16 protein-coding genes are annotated in these 15,980 nt (G+C 45.5%); 8 read left to right on the top strand and 8 right to left on the bottom strand.

From position 1 onward, the window contains the following. Window positions 1–123: 123 nt before the first annotated feature. Window positions 124–825, bottom strand: coding sequence for a diacylglycerol/polyprenol kinase family protein (locus QUA74_RS07040; protein ID WP_445302127.1), 702 nt, complete (start codon window positions 823–825; stop codon window positions 124–126). Between the two features lie 171 nt (window positions 826–996). Here QUA74_RS07040 and QUA74_RS07035 point away from each other — a divergent pair, with 171 nt between their 5' ends. The 4 genes from QUA74_RS07035 to QUA74_RS07020 all read left to right on the top strand — a co-directional run bounded on the left by QUA74_RS07035 (window position 997) and on the right by QUA74_RS07020 (window position 2,411). Next, the gene (locus QUA74_RS07035; protein WP_333144515.1) at window positions 997–1,188 is read left to right on the top strand and encodes a hypothetical protein; all 192 of its coding nucleotides are present in this window, start codon (window positions 997–999) and stop codon (window positions 1,186–1,188) included. Continuing rightward, a complete protein-coding gene (locus QUA74_RS07030; protein ID WP_333326444.1) occupies window positions 1,181–1,525 on the top strand; it encodes a type II toxin-antitoxin system PemK/MazF family toxin in 345 nt (114 codons plus the stop codon). The genes QUA74_RS07035 and QUA74_RS07030 overlap by 8 nt, the downstream gene beginning before the upstream one ends. 44 nt (window positions 1,526–1,569) lie before the next feature. Next, a complete protein-coding gene (locus QUA74_RS07025; protein ID WP_333326442.1) occupies window positions 1,570–1,851 on the top strand; it encodes an antibiotic biosynthesis monooxygenase in 282 nt (93 codons plus the stop codon). An 80-nt stretch (window positions 1,852–1,931) separates the two neighbouring features. Then, window positions 1,932–2,411 (top strand): DinB family protein, encoded by a 480-nt coding sequence (locus QUA74_RS07020; protein WP_333326440.1) that lies wholly within the window; start codon window positions 1,932–1,934, stop codon window positions 2,409–2,411. 315 nt (window positions 2,412–2,726) lie between these two features. Here QUA74_RS07020 and bicA read toward each other — a convergent pair whose 3' ends face one another. The 3 genes from bicA to QUA74_RS07005 form a co-directional block, all read right to left on the bottom strand. Further along, window positions 2,727–4,400, bottom strand: coding sequence for a bicarbonate transporter BicA (bicA, locus tag QUA74_RS07015; protein ID WP_333326438.1), 1,674 nt, complete (start codon window positions 4,398–4,400; stop codon window positions 2,727–2,729). A 377-nt stretch (window positions 4,401–4,777) separates the two neighbouring features. After that, on the bottom strand, window positions 4,778–5,725 hold the full coding sequence (locus tag QUA74_RS07010; protein WP_333326436.1) for a glycosyltransferase: 948 nt from the start codon (window positions 5,723–5,725) through the stop codon (window positions 4,778–4,780). A 91-nt stretch (window positions 5,726–5,816) separates the two neighbouring features. Then, the gene (locus QUA74_RS07005) at window positions 5,817–6,287 is read right to left on the bottom strand and encodes a tetratricopeptide repeat protein (protein WP_333158331.1); all 471 of its coding nucleotides are present in this window, start codon (window positions 6,285–6,287) and stop codon (window positions 5,817–5,819) included. A gap of 76 nt (window positions 6,288–6,363) precedes the next feature. Here QUA74_RS07005 and QUA74_RS07000 point away from each other — a divergent pair, with 76 nt between their 5' ends. Next, complete coding sequence (locus QUA74_RS07000; protein WP_333326434.1) at window positions 6,364–7,707, top strand: glycosyltransferase family 4 protein; 1,344 nt, start codon at window positions 6,364–6,366, stop codon at window positions 7,705–7,707. Window positions 7,708–7,741: 34 nt separating this feature from the next. After that, window positions 7,742–9,664, top strand: a complete 1,923-nt coding sequence (locus QUA74_RS06995) for a hypothetical protein (protein WP_333326432.1) — start codon at window positions 7,742–7,744, stop codon at window positions 9,662–9,664. A 304-nt stretch (window positions 9,665–9,968) separates the two neighbouring features. Here QUA74_RS06995 and QUA74_RS06990 read toward each other — a convergent pair whose 3' ends face one another. Beyond that, on the bottom strand, window positions 9,969–10,115 hold the full coding sequence (locus QUA74_RS06990; RefSeq protein ID WP_333326430.1) for a hypothetical protein: 147 nt from the start codon (window positions 10,113–10,115) through the stop codon (window positions 9,969–9,971). Between the two features lie 322 nt (window positions 10,116–10,437). Then, window positions 10,438–11,073, bottom strand: coding sequence for a uracil phosphoribosyltransferase (upp, locus tag QUA74_RS06985; RefSeq protein ID WP_333326427.1), 636 nt, complete (start codon window positions 11,071–11,073; stop codon window positions 10,438–10,440). A gap of 776 nt (window positions 11,074–11,849) precedes the next feature. Between upp and QUA74_RS06980 the strand changes: the two genes are divergently transcribed. Together QUA74_RS06980 and QUA74_RS06975 are read left to right on the top strand one after the other, a co-directional pair. Continuing rightward, window positions 11,850–12,083, top strand: a complete 234-nt coding sequence (locus QUA74_RS06980; RefSeq protein WP_333326425.1) for a transposase — start codon at window positions 11,850–11,852, stop codon at window positions 12,081–12,083. 116 nt (window positions 12,084–12,199) lie between these two features. Next, complete coding sequence (locus QUA74_RS06975) at window positions 12,200–13,552, top strand: AAA-like domain-containing protein (protein ID WP_333326423.1); 1,353 nt, start codon at window positions 12,200–12,202, stop codon at window positions 13,550–13,552. Window positions 13,553–13,825: 273 nt separating this feature from the next. Here the strand turns inward: QUA74_RS06975 and QUA74_RS06970 are convergent, their stop codons facing one another. Next, on the bottom strand, window positions 13,826–14,674 hold the full coding sequence (locus QUA74_RS06970; protein ID WP_333326421.1) for a DUF1350 family protein: 849 nt from the start codon (window positions 14,672–14,674) through the stop codon (window positions 13,826–13,828). 134 nt (window positions 14,675–14,808) lie between these two features. Further along, window positions 14,809–15,177, bottom strand: a complete 369-nt coding sequence (locus tag QUA74_RS06965; protein WP_333326419.1) for a hypothetical protein — start codon at window positions 15,175–15,177, stop codon at window positions 14,809–14,811. Window positions 15,178–15,980 lie beyond the last annotated feature (803 nt).

Genomic DNA, 15,980 nt, shown 5'->3' with positions numbered 1-15,980 from the left:
TCACGGTATGAATTACCTTTTACGCTTGAAGTTACAAAACTCACCCGACTTGGTTTATAGCAATTGCGAAATTTTGAATTCATACCTCTATCCAGCAACGCGGCCCGTGGGGGGAAGTTCAGATTACACATTACCAATTATCAAAAATTGATTTAGGAAAAAGGCGATCGCCCCACTGCCGATGGGCACAGTCAGATTGTCAATTCCCAGCTTGGAAACCGACTCCAAAGTAGCAGCAGCCAAAGCTACAACAGCAGACACAGCCCAAGTTTGCCAAATATTGCCTTGAACCGTCAGCAAAATCAAACTGCTAACAGCAAAACTCACCAAATACATCGTTGCAGAACCTTCCCAACTCTTCTGAATTCCCCCAACTCGATAAATATGTTTGCCGTATTTCTGGCCGATGACAGCAGCCAATCCGTCGCCCCAAGTCATGACTAAAATGCCCAAAGCAGCGTACTCCTGATGCTGTAGCGGCCAAAACCAAGCTACGAGAACGCTGATACTAACAGCATAGAAAAAAGTCCCCAAACTCTTCCGGTTGATACTGTTAAGACTGGGCAAAATCGGAACTTGGTAAGAAATTAGGGCGATCGCACCTGCTAAAACCCCCGCCGAAATCCCCACCCAACCGGGTATTTCCAGCCACCAAGCCAGCAAAATCACATTCCCAGTACCGATGTGAACAACCTTCCGCGATACTTCAGGATCGACAGAAGTAAAGCGATTTAAGCCCTCAGCTACCAGTAAAATCAAGCCCAGCCACACTCCCACGAGGGAAATTTGCAACCACACAGTCGGAATTTCAGAAAATATAGACACGATATTTAGGAAAAGTTTAGATCGGGCACTATTTACTACTTTAAACGTAAAGCGCGATCGAGGTTATAACCCCGCAGGCTTAAAGTGCTGCGGGGAGCTCGATGTTATGTCTTTTTAGGTTGGTCTACTTAAAACCTGTGCTATGCTATAAGCCAGTCTAGGGAAAAAGCTATGACTATTTTAGTAGAAGAACTTTTGAATACCTTTGAGCGATTAACAGACTCAGAGCGGTTAGATTTGGTATTGGAAATTTTGAAACGGACTGTTTATTTAGACTTTCCGCCCCTATCGGATGACGATTTAGTTCTAAATGCTGAGGGACTTTTTCTAGAGCTAGATGAGGAAGAATCCGTATATGAATAGTCCCGATCGTGGTGAAATCTGGTTAGTCGATCTAGGTTATACAGCGAAAGTCAGACCATGTTTGGTCGTGAGTATTCCTGCTCTAAATCAAGACCGGGCATTAGCGACTCTAGTGCCACATACAACAAGTCTACGCGGTTCAAGATTTGAGGTGAAAGTCAAAAATAAGTTCCTCCGAGAAGGAGTATTTGACGTACAAAATATGATTACAATTCCTCATGCAAAGCTTCTACGCAAATTGGGAAGTCTGACATCCGAGAAAATGCTCGAAGTAGAAGAGGTAATACTTTTGTGGTTGGGATTTAAAGAGAAAAATGCTGAGGAAGAAGAGGAGTAAACCAAACCATTGAAGTTTTGAAATTATCAGAGAAGCGGATTACTATGCAGTATGTATTAATTATTCATGAAGTAGAAAACTATGAAGCTTGGAAACAGGTGTTTGATCGTGCTGAAAGCATCCGAAAAGAAGCTGGCGAGCGCTCCTATCAGGTCTTGAAGTATGACAATGAACCCAAGAAAATCGTTCATTTCTCCGCGTGGACATCAACAACAGATGCAAGAGCCTTCTTTGAGTCGCCTGCACTGGTTAAAATTAGAGAGGAAGCGGGAGTTAAAGCTCCTGAGTTTATTTATCTAGACCAATTAGAGTCAGGAGTATTGTGAAAGACCTATTTGTATAATGTAAGTTGTTTAACCTATGTAGTTAAGTTTTGAGTATGTACGACGGTAGCTACTACCAGCTAATGGCAGAGTACAATTGCTGGATGAACCAAAAGATATATTCGGTCTGCTCGGCAATTCCTGATGAACAGCGCAAACAGGATATGGGTGCCTTTTTTAAGTCGATTCATGGCACTTTGAATCACTTACTGTATGGTGACAAAGCATGGATGGGGCGTTTCACTCTTCACCCATTTTCGGGTACCGTTATCGGTCAAGAACTGTATGCTGAATTTGAGGTTTTGAGAGCTGAACGGGAGACAATGGATCGGCAAATTATAGAATGGTCTAGAAACCTTAATTCTGACTGGTTGAGTCAACCGTTTGAGTACACAAGCAATGTAGATGGTAAATGCCGCGTACTACCGACTTGGGTTCTGGTGACACATATGTTCAATCATCAAACTCACCATAGAGGGCAAATTACCACACTGCTCAAACAACTTGGCTACGACCCAGGCGTTACAGATATTCCGTGGCTACCCGCTATATCAATCGGATAATTTCTGGTTGTATAGCTACACGCCAGAAGACTCGGCGGTTAAAACCTCGTCTACACTTGCCTCTCGTCCCAGCAGAGGGAGACTGAAGAAAATCAAGAATTCATATCAATTCCGGTTGCACGAGCGAGATGATGGTTGACTGTTGACTGTTGGCTGTTGACTAAAATTATGCTTTCGGGACAACTGACTGTTTGGACACTTGAACAATACTGATGCAACCGGAAACGAGATGAAACGATCGATCGAGCCATAGAAATAGCAGGAGTGCCAGTCCCTCCTGCTAAACAACTACTATTTTGGCGAATTCGCGCCTTGTTACACCGGCACTCCCAAGGGGATGCCTTTGTTGCCAACCACAGCGACGGCTTGTCGCAAGGCTGCGGTACGATCGCTCATGACATGCTCTGGCGCGATCAGATCCAACAATCCCAACTTCTGCAAGCGCTGCTGAATTTTCGTGCTCGCACCGACGATGTAAACCTGCAAACCCTTATCGCAGGCATCGCGGATCGCATTTTCGATCGCCAGCGAAGCCGTCACCCCCAGCATGGGCACAGCACTCAAATCCATCACCAAAGCATCCGCATCCTTCATAGCATTGTGTTCGCGGGAGATCGCCTTCGACAACCCAAAAATCATCGGGCCGCTCAAGCAGAACAGCAACACGCGCCCCTTACCCTGATCCAAGAGTTGCTTCTCCTCCTGACTGATGAGCACCTCATCATCCGTATCGGAAATCAGCTTCACTCCCGCAGACTGCAAACTACTCAACCGTTCGATAGTCAGGATATTGGCAATAAAGACGCCCACACCCACCGCCACAATCAGATCCACAAACACAGTCAAAAACAGCACCCCGTACATGATCAGGGAACCCTTAACAGATACTTTGTGCGATCGTTTCAGGAAACTCCAGTCAAGGATATCAATCCCCACCTTCAGCGCAATCCCCGCCAACACCGCCATCGGAATCGGTTCAGTTAACCTCGCCGCCCCCAAAACCACCACCAGCAACACCAACGCCCGAGTTAAACCCGACAACGCCGAAGTCGCGCCTGTTTGGATATTGACCACAGTTCCCATCGTTGCCCCGGCGCCCGGTAAGCCACCGCAGATCCCCGACACGATATTGCCAATTCCTTGACCGATCAACTCCTTATCGGACTTGTGCTCCGTCCGCGTCAGACTGTCCGCCACCACCGCCGTCAGCAAGGTATCGATACAGCCCAGCATCCCCAGCATCACCCCATCCACAAACATCACCGTGAGTTGACCGGCGGAAAAAGTCGGCAATTGCAAGGGGGGCAGTCCCACCGGAATTTCGCCAATTCGGCGAATATCGGTGCCCTGAAACACAGTCAGGGAAATTACCGTCCCGACAATCAGCGCTATCAATTGCGGGGGCACGATTTTCTTCAGCTTTTTGGGCATCAGGAAAATAATTGCCACCGTCAAGGCACCGAGAATTGCTTCCGGCGGATTTACGTTTGCCAGCAACTGCGGAATTGCCATAAAAGTGCCCAAAACACCGCCCTTGGGAGGGGCTTGACCCAGAAACGGTGCAATTTGCAGAATGATCAAAATCACGCCAATTCCCGACATAAAGCCGGAAATCACGCTGTAGGGCATCAGGGTGACGTATTTCCCTAGCTTGAAAATACCAAAAATGATTTGAAACAACCCCGCCAGCATCACAACGGTAAACGCCATTGCTAGCCCTTGTTCGGGATTGCTGGCGGTGAGGGATGCGACGATCGCAGTCATCACCACAGTCATCGGCCCTGTGGGTTCAGAAATCAGTGTTGGGGTGCCACCAAACAGCGCCGCAAAGAAGCCAACGCAAATGGCACCGTACAGTCCCCCGATCGGCCCGATTCCCGAAGCGACCCCGAAGGCGAGGGCAAGGGGCAGCGAGACGATGGCAGCCGTGACACCGCCGAAGATGTCGCCCTGGAGATTATTAAAACTAATCCGATTAGTGATTGACATGAGTGGTGCATTAATAAACTAGACAGAATTTAACAATGCTGACTTTGAGCCCTTCACCAAGTCTCAGGGCCAAAGTTTTCCCGAATGGCATGATCGATAACAAAAGCAGGGCAGACCCAAAGAAAGATCTGTACTTGTCCCCGATCGATGTCAAAGTCGTAAATACTTAATTTTCAGTATTTCTTAATTTCTTAATTTAATGTAAAACGTGTCATATCGAATTTTTATTTTTTGCCAACTCTCTCAACGAGCCCGGCAAGTTCTCCATCTAGCAAAATCTGAGCAAATCTCAATGCCAGACCACACTCCTTGCTATAAGTAAAATTAATATATATTATTTTTTAATTGTGATAATTAGTAATAACTATTATTGATGGTTATTTCACCAACTCCCGCACAAACTCAAACGCCCTGGGACGCAACTCGACGGGCAGCAACGACAATCCCAAACCCGCCCACATTTTCGCTGCAGAAACAGACTTTCCCGCCCGCACCATCAGGCGCCCTTTTGCAGTTTCACCCACCTCAATCAGCCGCAAGCCTAACGCTAATTGAGTTTCGGCAATCCTTTTGAGCCTGACTGTTTCCAACTTCTCCGACTCAAACTCGTAGCCGGTCAAATAGCGCAATTTATCACTTAAATACGGAATTGCCCGATCGACTCCTTGCTGTCCTGCATGAACTCGATACTCCATCAATAGCTCCGGCAAGTAATAGCACTTTTTGCCCGCAATCGCAAGTCTCACAAACAAATCGTTATCTTCGCAATTTTGCAAATTCGGCCGCAGAAATCCGACTTCTTCCAGCGCGCGGCGCCGAAACAAACTCGCCCCTATTTGCAAACTTTGTCTGAGAAAAACTGCCGAGAGCAAATCTTCAATAATTCCAGCCGACAACTCGGTGCGGCCCCACCGCTGCGAATTGAGTTTCGTCTGGTTTTCGTCAATATAATTGTTAATGTCGATCACCCAGTGATCTGTACTGACAAAATCGATGCTGGGGTCTTTATCTAAAATAGCAGATGTCCGCTCTAGAAATTGCGCGCTCAGGCGATCGTCATCGTCAAACTTGATAAAATATTTTCCCCTTGCTGCCGCAAAGCCCGATCGCATATTATTACTCTTGCCGATATTCTGCCGGTGGCGAATGTAGCGAATCCCGCGATCGACAAATTCCGACATCAACAGAGGAGTGCTGTCAGTAGAACCGTCATCACAGATAATTAATTCAAAATCTGTATAAGTTTGATCTAGCACGCTGGCGATCGCACAAGCCAGCAGATGCACTCGATTGTAAGTAGGAATGCAAATGCTAATTTTCGGCACAAATTTATACTATTTTAGATTTGAAATCGTCGAAAAATTTTGCAATTCAATCCAGAGAAAAGAATCACCAATGCCCTATGCCCTATGTATTTTAACTCAAACGAGCCGTACATTCAAGAATTAACTTTTGATTCACCAAAGCAAACGGTTGAATTTCCAAAGCGCGACGAAAAGCTTGAATAGCATTTATGTATTCTCCCAAGGCAGCGTAGCACAAACCCAGACCGTGCAACGCCCCAAAATGCACCGGGTTCAGTTTGAGGACGATTTCGCAGTCGTGGATCGACTTTTTATAATTTCCTTGGGTATAGTGAAGTACGGCGCGGCGGTTCCAAGCTTCAGCAAAATCCGGCGCTTCCGCAATCAGTTTCGTCAGCAAATCCAAAGCGTGGTGAACATCGCCTGCATCTAACGAAACTTGCGATCGCCTGAGAATTTGCATCCCATAGTCACCTTTCTGGTTAAACCAAGTGCGCCAGAGTTCAGTAGTTGCCCGATCCCGCACGATTTCGTCGGACTTTTTCAAGTCTTCCAGCAGCGCCTTAACAGATAATTCGTCCATAGGTGCGAAGATTGTTAAAAAGATTTTATCAATCAATTTTATCGCGCAAGCGGCAACTTTATTTATTCCACATCCCATGAAGATTTTGATGCTTTCCTCGACTTTTCCCTATCCGCCAAGCCGCGGAGGAACTCAGGTAAGGACGTTTAATTTATTACAATACTTGAGCCGGCGGCATGATGTAATTCTCGGCACTGTACGATCGCCCGATGTCACGGATGCACAAATCGACACCTTGCGCCAGCAAGTCACAGAATTAGCAGTTTTTCCCAACCCGCGATTACCCCCCCAACCACCCCTTGTCAAGGGGGGGCTAACTCTGCACCAGGGGCTTGAGGAGGGCTTCTTGCTTCCCCCCCTTAATAAGGGGGGGACTGAGGGGGGGTTCTCTGAAATAATAGGAAAATTCCACAGATTTGGTCGATTTTTGCAATCGGGAACACCTCCCAACGTAGTGTCAAGCTACTCCCAAGCAATGCAGAATTGGGCAGACGAATTGGTAACAGCAGGCAAATGCGATGCTGTCACCTGCGAACACAGCGTTAACGAGATTTATGTGCGTCCAGAATGGCGGCAAAAACTGCTGACAGTGGCAAACATTCACAGTTCCGTTTGGGGAACTTGCAGGGAAATGTTAGCCACCGGCACCTCGGAAAAACCCCTGCGCGATCGACTAAATTTACCGCTACTCGCCCGCTACGAAAAACGCTACTGTTCCAAATTCTCCCGCATTGTTGCGACAACATCCACCGACAGAGAGCAACTCCTAGAATTACTGTTGCCTCCGGTTCGAGTGCGAGGAAAACAAGATTTTTTTGTACCTCCCATAGATGTAATTCCTAACGGCGTGGATTTAACTCAATTTCCGTATCGATTGATCGATCCGGGAGGACACACCTTAATTTTTGCAGGCGCAATGAACAATTTGCCCAATATTGACGCGGCGCGGTTTCTCAGTTTGCAAATACTGCCGCCTTTGCAGCAGCGCTATCCCGATGCTACCCTCACCTTAGTAGGGGCTTCGCCAGTCCCGGAAGTGCTCGCCTTGGGGGAACTTCCCGGAATTCAAGTAGTAGGTCGGGTGCAAAGGGTGGCAGAATATTTGCATCAAGCTGCTGTTTGTGTGGTGCCGATGCGGATTGGTTTTGGGATTAAAAATAAAACTTTGGAGGCGATGGCTGCGGGAACTCCCGTGGTTGCTAGCGATCGAGGTTTGGAGGGTTTAGCCGTCAATGGCGGCCCACAACTGATAAGGGCCTTGCGGGCGAACAAAGTTCAGGAGTATGTTGAGGCGATCGCCATTTTGTTTGAAAATCAGCAGCTAAGACAGGAGCTCTCTGTCAGCGCTCGATCGCTCGTTGAAAGCCAATACACTTGGGATATCATAGGTCGGCAGTACGATCGGCTATTGCAATTTTAAACTCTAAATTCTAAAATCTAAATTCTAAAATGGCATGATGGAACACAAAATTAACCCCTCAAAAAATCGAGCCAAACCCCCAGAAAATCGCCAAGTTGCTCCTCCTCCGACAAGACGCCGTCGCCAAACCCGACGCCCCAAAAATCTTCAAGAGTCCCAGCTTCCAATACCTACTCCCCGAACTCGCGCCAGATATCCCTGGAAAAGACTGGTAGCTAATTTGACAGCCCTCAGCGTTTTGTGTGGCTGTGCAGCTTTGATGGGAGGCGGCGCTTGGCTGAGTTATCAGCTCATCGTCGATCCCAATGGCAACAAGTTGATCTCTCAGTTTGTACCGGAATGGTCGCGCCTGCCTACAGGTAGCAGAGATTCAATCCAAACTCTCGATCAAATCAAAGCCAGCATCCGCAAATTGGGATTCGTAACCGGAGAACCCCTGCCGCTTCCCGTCGATCAATCCCGCGATAATTCTATTTCCGATTTGCTATTGCCGGTGATGGTAGAAAGAACTGTTAAGGCTTCTACTGTTTGCAAAAATCCTTGTCGTCAAATTGTCGAACTTCGGGTGTACAAGCGGGTGCAGCTTCCCGATCGCAGTTCCGATAAAGAGCAGTATTTTCAGCTAGCAAGTTCTGTGAATCTAGAAGGCCCTGCGGAATCTTTTGTCATTGCTTCTTTAGCTGACTCTACATCTAACAATCAAGCCTCCAATCAGTCCCTACCCCTAACAGAACTGCGGCGATTTGACGGAAAGCCCCCCGCATCGGGCATTTGGTTTAATGTCAGCGGTCAACTAAAGCAGGGCGACAAGAAAATTCCCTACGGACAAGTCGTTCGCTACAATCCCAGCCAAAATCATTTAATGCCGCTGTTGGAGTGGGCGAGTGCGGCCGGACAACCGCCGAATTGGCAGCAAATTGTTAAGGGCGAAAACCCCCAGTTGGCGATCGACCAAACAGTTGGTTTAGAGCCACAATTTACCCTTTATCAAATTGGCCCGCGCAAATTTTTGCCCAACCCAGTTCAGTTAACGGCGATTTCTTTAGAAGAATTTGCCTTCAATGACGAGACTTACAAAAATGGACTGCGACTGGCGAAAAGCGGGCTGTGGTCTCCAGCATTAAATGTTATGCGTGTGGCGAAGGGGAAAGCCGGCAAAAATTGGCCTGCTGTCGCGCAAGCTCAGCTAGAAACGATCGAATTTCACGCTAAAATTACTCGGGCGCAGGCGATCGCATCTTGGGCCAGTCCCGGTCAACAAGTTCTCGCAGAATTGATCGACGGCCGCTGGAGCGAAGCTTTGCAAGTATTTGAAGCCGATCCGAGCAACAGTCACGAAATAGCCACAACCCTCAAAAATGACGGCGGGCGGATCTGGAACCGCATAGACGCCGCCTTGAGAGTGAATGCCGCTGACGCCGATGTCAAGGCTTGGGGCGCCCTGATTGTAGCTTCTCAAGACGGAACTCGCGAGGCGATGAATTGGCTCGACCAGCAATCAGATACTGACAGCGAAACAAGAAGTCGAATTCGGAATTTGGTCAACAAACTTGAGGAAGCAGTTTCTCAGGCTGAAAGTTTAGAAGCCCACAAAAGTCAAATTATGGGTTCTGCTACTTTAATTAACAGTGTCAATCCCGCTGAGTGGCTGGAACCAGAACCGACTAATGAGTTAAAATTGGCAGGAGAACAAGTTTGGTATCAGGTGCAGGTAGCGAGTTTTTACGATGGTAGCCGCTGGGTTAATTCGCCCTTTTCAGATGTAGAAGTGCGCTCTTTTCCTGCTACTCAAGTTAAGTGGCTCTGGGGGCGGCTGGGATTACAGTCTGACCCCAAGATTAAGATTGAGGTAGCGATGGCTAACGGTCAACAAAGAGTTGCTGTGGGAACGGTGAAAGCAGTGCAGATTCAAGACGGAAGTCTGCGCTTGCTGGCGGCTGTTGACAAGCGATCGTAATCTGGCAGAAAGCATTCGGCAGATAGAACAGTCCCGGAGGCACTCTTGACACAAAGAAACCGGGTTTTTTTACCATTTCTGCCGATTGCAACAGAAGTATTTTCGTAAAAAAACCCGGTTTCCTTCCACCCGTGCGTCCAAAACTAGGAATAAGGAAAATGCTTTCTTCTCCCCCTCCCGCAACTCCGAAAGAGGCGCAATCTCAAAACTCTTTCCCTCCCCACTTATCGCTCTTGGACAACAATGCAGACAAAAATTTGGTTAATTTAATTAACGCCACTTGCACACAACAAACTCAGAGATGTCAAAGCGCGCCCTTTTTAGAGAGTGCTGCAATCATCTGCCGTTTCACCGCTTTAGCCCAAAGCTCAAACTCCAAACTGTTGATATTGTTAATTTTCAATTCCTCAACAGGCTGAGTTGGGGCTTCCTTCTGTGCTGTAGTCTCCATTGTTTTTTTACCTCGTCAAAAAAAATGTTAGTAGTTGATCGCAAACGGTTAGCATCATACATCTATTTTAATAACTAATTCTTGGAATAAATTACACTAAAGGCAGAGAAGTTAACGATCAAATGCAGTAAATACATCTCGCTCATGCAATTTACGAATTTAATGTAAGAAAACCCTACAATCCTTGTTATATATAGGCTTTTCCTGACATTAAAATTTTACAATTTAGATTGTATGGCACTATCAAACCAATAGTTATGTTAGTAAACTTATTTTTAAATGAATGTATTGGCATATACAGCAGAAAATAATTGGATTGAATTCACATAGTGCCGTAAAGTCGATCGCCCGCATCTCCCAGTCCAGGTACAATATAGCCGTGCTCGTCCAAACACTCGTCAACTGCCGCCGTATAAATCTGCACGTCAGGGTGTTGTTCGTGAAAGTGCCCCACTCCCTCCGGTGCCGCCAGCAAGCACAAAAATTTAATAGACTTCGGATTAACTTCTTTAAGCCTATCCACTGCCGCCACTGCTGAATTACCAGTAGCCAGCATCGGATCGACAATTAAAACATCTCGCTGTTCGATATCCTGGGGAACTTTGAAATAATATTCGATCACCATCCGAGTTGTCGGATCGCGGTACAAACCAATATGTCCTACCCTCGCAGACGGAATCAGCTCTAAAATACTATCTAACAGTCCCTGACCTGCGCGCATAATTGAAATAATAACAATTTTCTTTTCTGCAGCCAGCACCGGTGCATTCATTTTTGCGATCGGCGTTTCTATTTCTTGGTATTTTAGCGGCAAATCTCGCGTCACTTCATAGGCTAGCAGCATCCCAATCTCTTTCAGCAGTTGGCGAAATTTCGCCGTGCTCGTTTGAGTTTGCCGCATGAGAGTTAACTTGTGCTGTATCAAAGGATGGTCGATGACAGTAACTTTAGCACTCATTTTTTTTAACAATTAATTGGGTTTATTCTCACATCTTGCACCATTCTCAAGAACAGGCAAGATGCCTGTTCCACAAGCAAATTCACTCTTTGTGGAACAGGCATCTTGCCTGTTCATAAAAGGCTTATTGAGAATGGTGCAACATCTCTGTTTATTCTAACTTATCAGTCGCTGATGCACTCTTTACACAAAAAAAGACCGATTTATAGCCCTATACGGTTCAGTTAGTGCTAAAAAAAACCGCTCGTGCGTAAGTTGGGTTGAGGAACGAAACCCTACCGCTTTAAGAAAGATGGGAATTTATGAAATAGCGTTAGTTAAAGGAAAAGGAAATTATTGTGCCGTATTAATAGATTTATAAAAGTCTGAGTTAATTGGAATACTTGAGAGAAGAACGCAGTCAAAAATAGAAAAAAAATTGCTTTTATGAGGAACAGAGGTCTTGGAGCAGATAGAAGAAGTGAGTATAGATATGTGGAGGGGATACAAAAGCTTAGTTGGATAATTAAAGTTAAAGGCTCAAGTCGTAGCGGATAGATTTCATGTAATGGTACAAGTAAGTCAAGAGCCTGATTCGCAAAAAAAAACAATAAAAACGCCAAGTATAGAATTCACGAAAAAAGGCTAAGTCGCAGACGAAAAAAGAAAGTTATGCTCATGTTTTAGAGGGATTAAAGAAGAGTAAATATGCCCTTTTAAAGAATAAAAAAGATTTTAAGGAAGAACAAACTCAGAAACTAGCTCAAGTAAAAGAGGTTTCTCCTAAATAGAAAATTATGCACGAATTAAAAGAAAAAATCCGCCAACTTTTTGAGGAGGAAAATGATTGGTTAGTCGGACTATTGAAATTGGATATCTGGTTATCAGAAGGTCAAAAGTATTTTCCGAACAGTCAGAAAAAAATCATTAAATGGCTGGATGAAATTATTGCGTACTTCGATCGTAGAACAACCAGTGGGGTAGTCGAGGGAATTAATAATAAGCTGAAACTGATTAAACGTTCGGGTTAGGGATTCAGAAATTTTGAAAACTTTCAATCCCGATGTTTAGTGAATTGGCATTTTAGCTAAAACTTTAGCATATTATATACTGAATAGCCCCAAATCCTAGCGATCGTAATCAGACGATGATACCTCAACCGAGACACAAAGATAAGCGCAGGCGTGGTGTAATTTTGACACCTCAAGGATTTCAAAAGTTACAGACAGCTAAATCCCAGGCAGAATTGAAGGAAAACTGCGGCAATCGGTATACTCTCGAAGACATGAGCGATCGCACTGGCTTAGCAGTGAATACCCTGATGAAGGTATACGATCACGAAGCTGCGGTTGATAAGAAAACCCTAAAAAGCTGCTTCAGTGCTTTTTATTTGACTTTAGAGCCAACTGATTATTTGTGTGTCTATCCTCAGATAGAGAAGGTTGAGGTATCAGAGAATACACAACTAGAGAAAGACATAGAGCTGGAATTGCCGGGTGGTCAAGTTCCCCTGGATTCGCCCTTTTATGTGGAGCGTCCCCCGATTGAGTCGGAGTGTTACAAGACAATTTTACAACCGGGGGCGCTCATCCGGCTCCAAGCTCCCAGGGGGACGGGGAAAACTTCGCTAATGACGAGGATTCTCCATAAAGCCACAAAGCAAGGCTATCGAACAGTGTCTTTAAGCTTTCAGTTAGCGGATACAGAGATTTTCCAAGATTTGGAGCAATTCTTACGATGGTTCTGCGCTAACGTGAGTCTAGGTTTGCAACTCCCTAATCAGCTAGCAGACTATTGGGATGAGTGTTTTGGGAGTATTGTTAGCTGCAAGATGTACTTTGAGCAGTATCTGCTAGCGTCAATCGCCCAGCCTTTAGTGCTAGGTTTAGACGATATTGATCGCTTGTGCTCCTATCCTGACTTGGCGAGTGACTTTTTTGGACTTTTGCGAACCTGGCATGAGGAGGCAAAGAATCGGGAAATTTGGCGAAAACTCCGGTTAGTTGTGGTAGACCCTACCGAAATTTATATCTCGCTGAGTGCCAATAAGTCACCGTTCAATGTGGGGCTACCGATTGAGCTGCCACCATTCACAAGCGAACAGGTGCAAGATTTGGCCAGACGGCATGGACTGGATTGGTCAGATGAGGAGGCACAGCAATTGACGGATTTCGTGGGTGGGAGTCCCTATTTAGTTCGGGTGGGATTGTATCACATTGGACGTGGGGATGTCAATCTCCAGCAGGTGTGGCAAACATCCTCTACAACAGGGGGAATTTATAGCAATCACTTACAACGACAATTATGCAACCTGCAACAACAGCCCTCGTTGGCAGCAGCGTTTGGTGAGGTGGTGAGGAGCAAGGCACCTGTGGAGTTGGATTTGGTGGAGGGGTTTAAGTTGCAAAGTATGGAGTTGGTGCATCTCGTAGGCGATCGGGCGACAGTCAGTTGCCAGTTGTACGCTCAGTATTTTCGCGATCGCGGAGCGTGGTCGTAGAGCGATCGCATAGCGAGCTAATTTATAAACAGAATCTTTTGAGCTGAAGATGAGGGCTTTGATACATTGTTAAAGGAGGAAATAGAGCGACTCAAGGCAGAAGTACAACATCTGCATCAAGAGAAGGCATTGCTGGTGGAACGGTTGGCGCTTAGTTTTCCCCACAGAGTAGACCAACTCTGCCTAATTGAGGATAAAGTAGGCAGAGTTAACCAGTCGCTAAAATCACTGTCTGTCTGACTTCTGGGCTTAGCGTAGGTTTTGGTTCCATTGCTACTCGCGGGCGATTAACCGATCTATATATTCAACCGCGCAATCCAAAAGACCAGATTCAATGGGGTTGTAGCAAGGAATTAGGTGCTGTTTTAGAGATTGCCATGCCCAGCACGGCAAATTAGACTGAAAGTTAAGCTCCTTTTTTCCAACTAGACTTTCAGGACTCAAATTTTGGTGAAGCCAATTTACATCTTCACCAGCAATGTCATCACCCTTAAAGGAAATCAATGCAGTTAACGGTAGCAAAGGGCCATTCTCGATCGCATACCGCATTAGTTCCTGTTTTGGTCGTATACCGGGCAATGGAGCTTTGAAACAAGGAGCCATAAGGAGGCTGGCTTTGTACGGAACGGGTTTCTCTGCGGGAAGGCTATCAACATCTGAGAAGTCAGAATCGGTAACTTTCTTAGGTCCCAATTTATTGCGGGCTTCGTGCAAGAGTTGATGTTGCTTATCTTTTGTGAAGCTCAAGAATTGGATTAACGAGATACATTCACATCCTAGGCTATGACCTACGAAACAGTATTTATCAGGAGCGGAGTAAACATCTGTTCGATAACCTGCCCGTTCGGATTCGTGAATGATATCTCTTTTAATGTGTTCGATTTCCTCTAGTAAATCGTTGGCAAGCTTCCAGTGGCTTAGTTGAACCGGAGAATAGGGGTACGAGATAACTGTAAAGTTTTTTTCGCACAGATAATTTAGCATCTTATTGTACGACCAAGTTGGGAATGTTCCGTAAAGATAGCCTCCTATGAAAAGAACAGTTCCCTTTGCATTGGGATTAATTTTAACAAAACTATGTTGAAGCGGAATCCATTTTGGATGGGTTTTAATGTTGTTCATTGATGATGCGATCTCCGGGAAGCAGCTAAGTTAAGCAAGGATAACCGCCGCCCATCTGAGGCAGTACGAAGCTTAACGCCCCTAGCCAGCCGAGTGCTAGAAGGGGCGATGGCAGAGGCAGAGTAGCTGGGAAGCTATTCTGTTACTAATGCAATACACAATTGCGTACCAGGTGTAAAACCGCTTCCTTTTGCTTCATACCTTGTTTCACCAGACATTAAATCAATTGGCTCACCACTCCTACATTTTTTAACTATGTCATCGCCCTCCCTGACTTCAACAGGTCCACACTGGAATTCAATTGTTCCATCATCTAAACGAGTTATTGTGATATCAGCTATTACTCCTCTTTCTGTTTCTGAATGGGGATCGAAACTTACCAAAGCCTTGGCAATTGTAGCTGAACCAACATATCCTTCTGCCCGAATAAAAAAGTCTCCATCTTCATCAATTGCAACACATTCTGGTATTTGAGATAATAAATCAAGAGGCGCATCAGTCACGGTAATTCTCCTTGTTTAGTTTCTGGTTCTTAGGGCTTAGGGAAGTCGAGATTTGCAGATCTGATTGTACTTATTGTCAGAGACATTTTGCAATTTCGCTTCTGCTGCTTTTAACCAATGATTTGGGAGCATCTTACATTTTATATATCATCCAATCTGACTAAACCACTCAAGTTTTGCTTTTTAAGATCTCAACTTAAGAATTTCACCTCTTCAATTGACCAAGCTCAGTAATATCTTGGGTTTGAGTCATTGTAAAGTTTTCCCATTCGTCAAAGCAGCCCTCGCCTAACTTGGGAAATTTTTCCTTATCTTTTTAAGGAAGGCGACGGTTCTTGAGTGTAATCAATCTGGGTTAATTCCATCGATCGCAATCAGAGCGAGCGCTGTGATTGCGATCGCAATCAGACGATGATACCTCTTCATCGACCTAAGCACAGGCGCAGTGTAAACCTGACACCACAGGGATTTCAGAAGTTACAGACAGCCAAATCTCAGGCTAAATTTCAGCAAAACTGCGGCAATTGGTATACTGTCGAAGACATAGTGCATCTACTTGCGGAACAGGCATCTTGCCTGTTCATAAAAGGCTTATTGACAAGGGTGCCACATCTCAGTTTATTCTAACTTATCAGTCGCTGATGCACTCTTTACACAAAAAAAGACCGATTTATAGCCCAATACGGTTCAGTTAGTGCTAAAAAAACCGATCGTGCGTAGGTTGGGTTGAGGAACGAACCCTCCGTTTCACTCCGCCCAACATTTTCGCTACAATTTTCCTTAACTGAACCGTATTAATTTAT

It is taken from the genome of Microcoleus sp. LAD1_D3 (assembly GCF_036702135.1).
Taxonomy (GTDB): domain Bacteria; phylum Cyanobacteriota; class Cyanobacteriia; order Cyanobacteriales; family Microcoleaceae; genus Microcoleus.
This window is presented reverse-complemented; position numbering and strand designations above follow the sequence as displayed.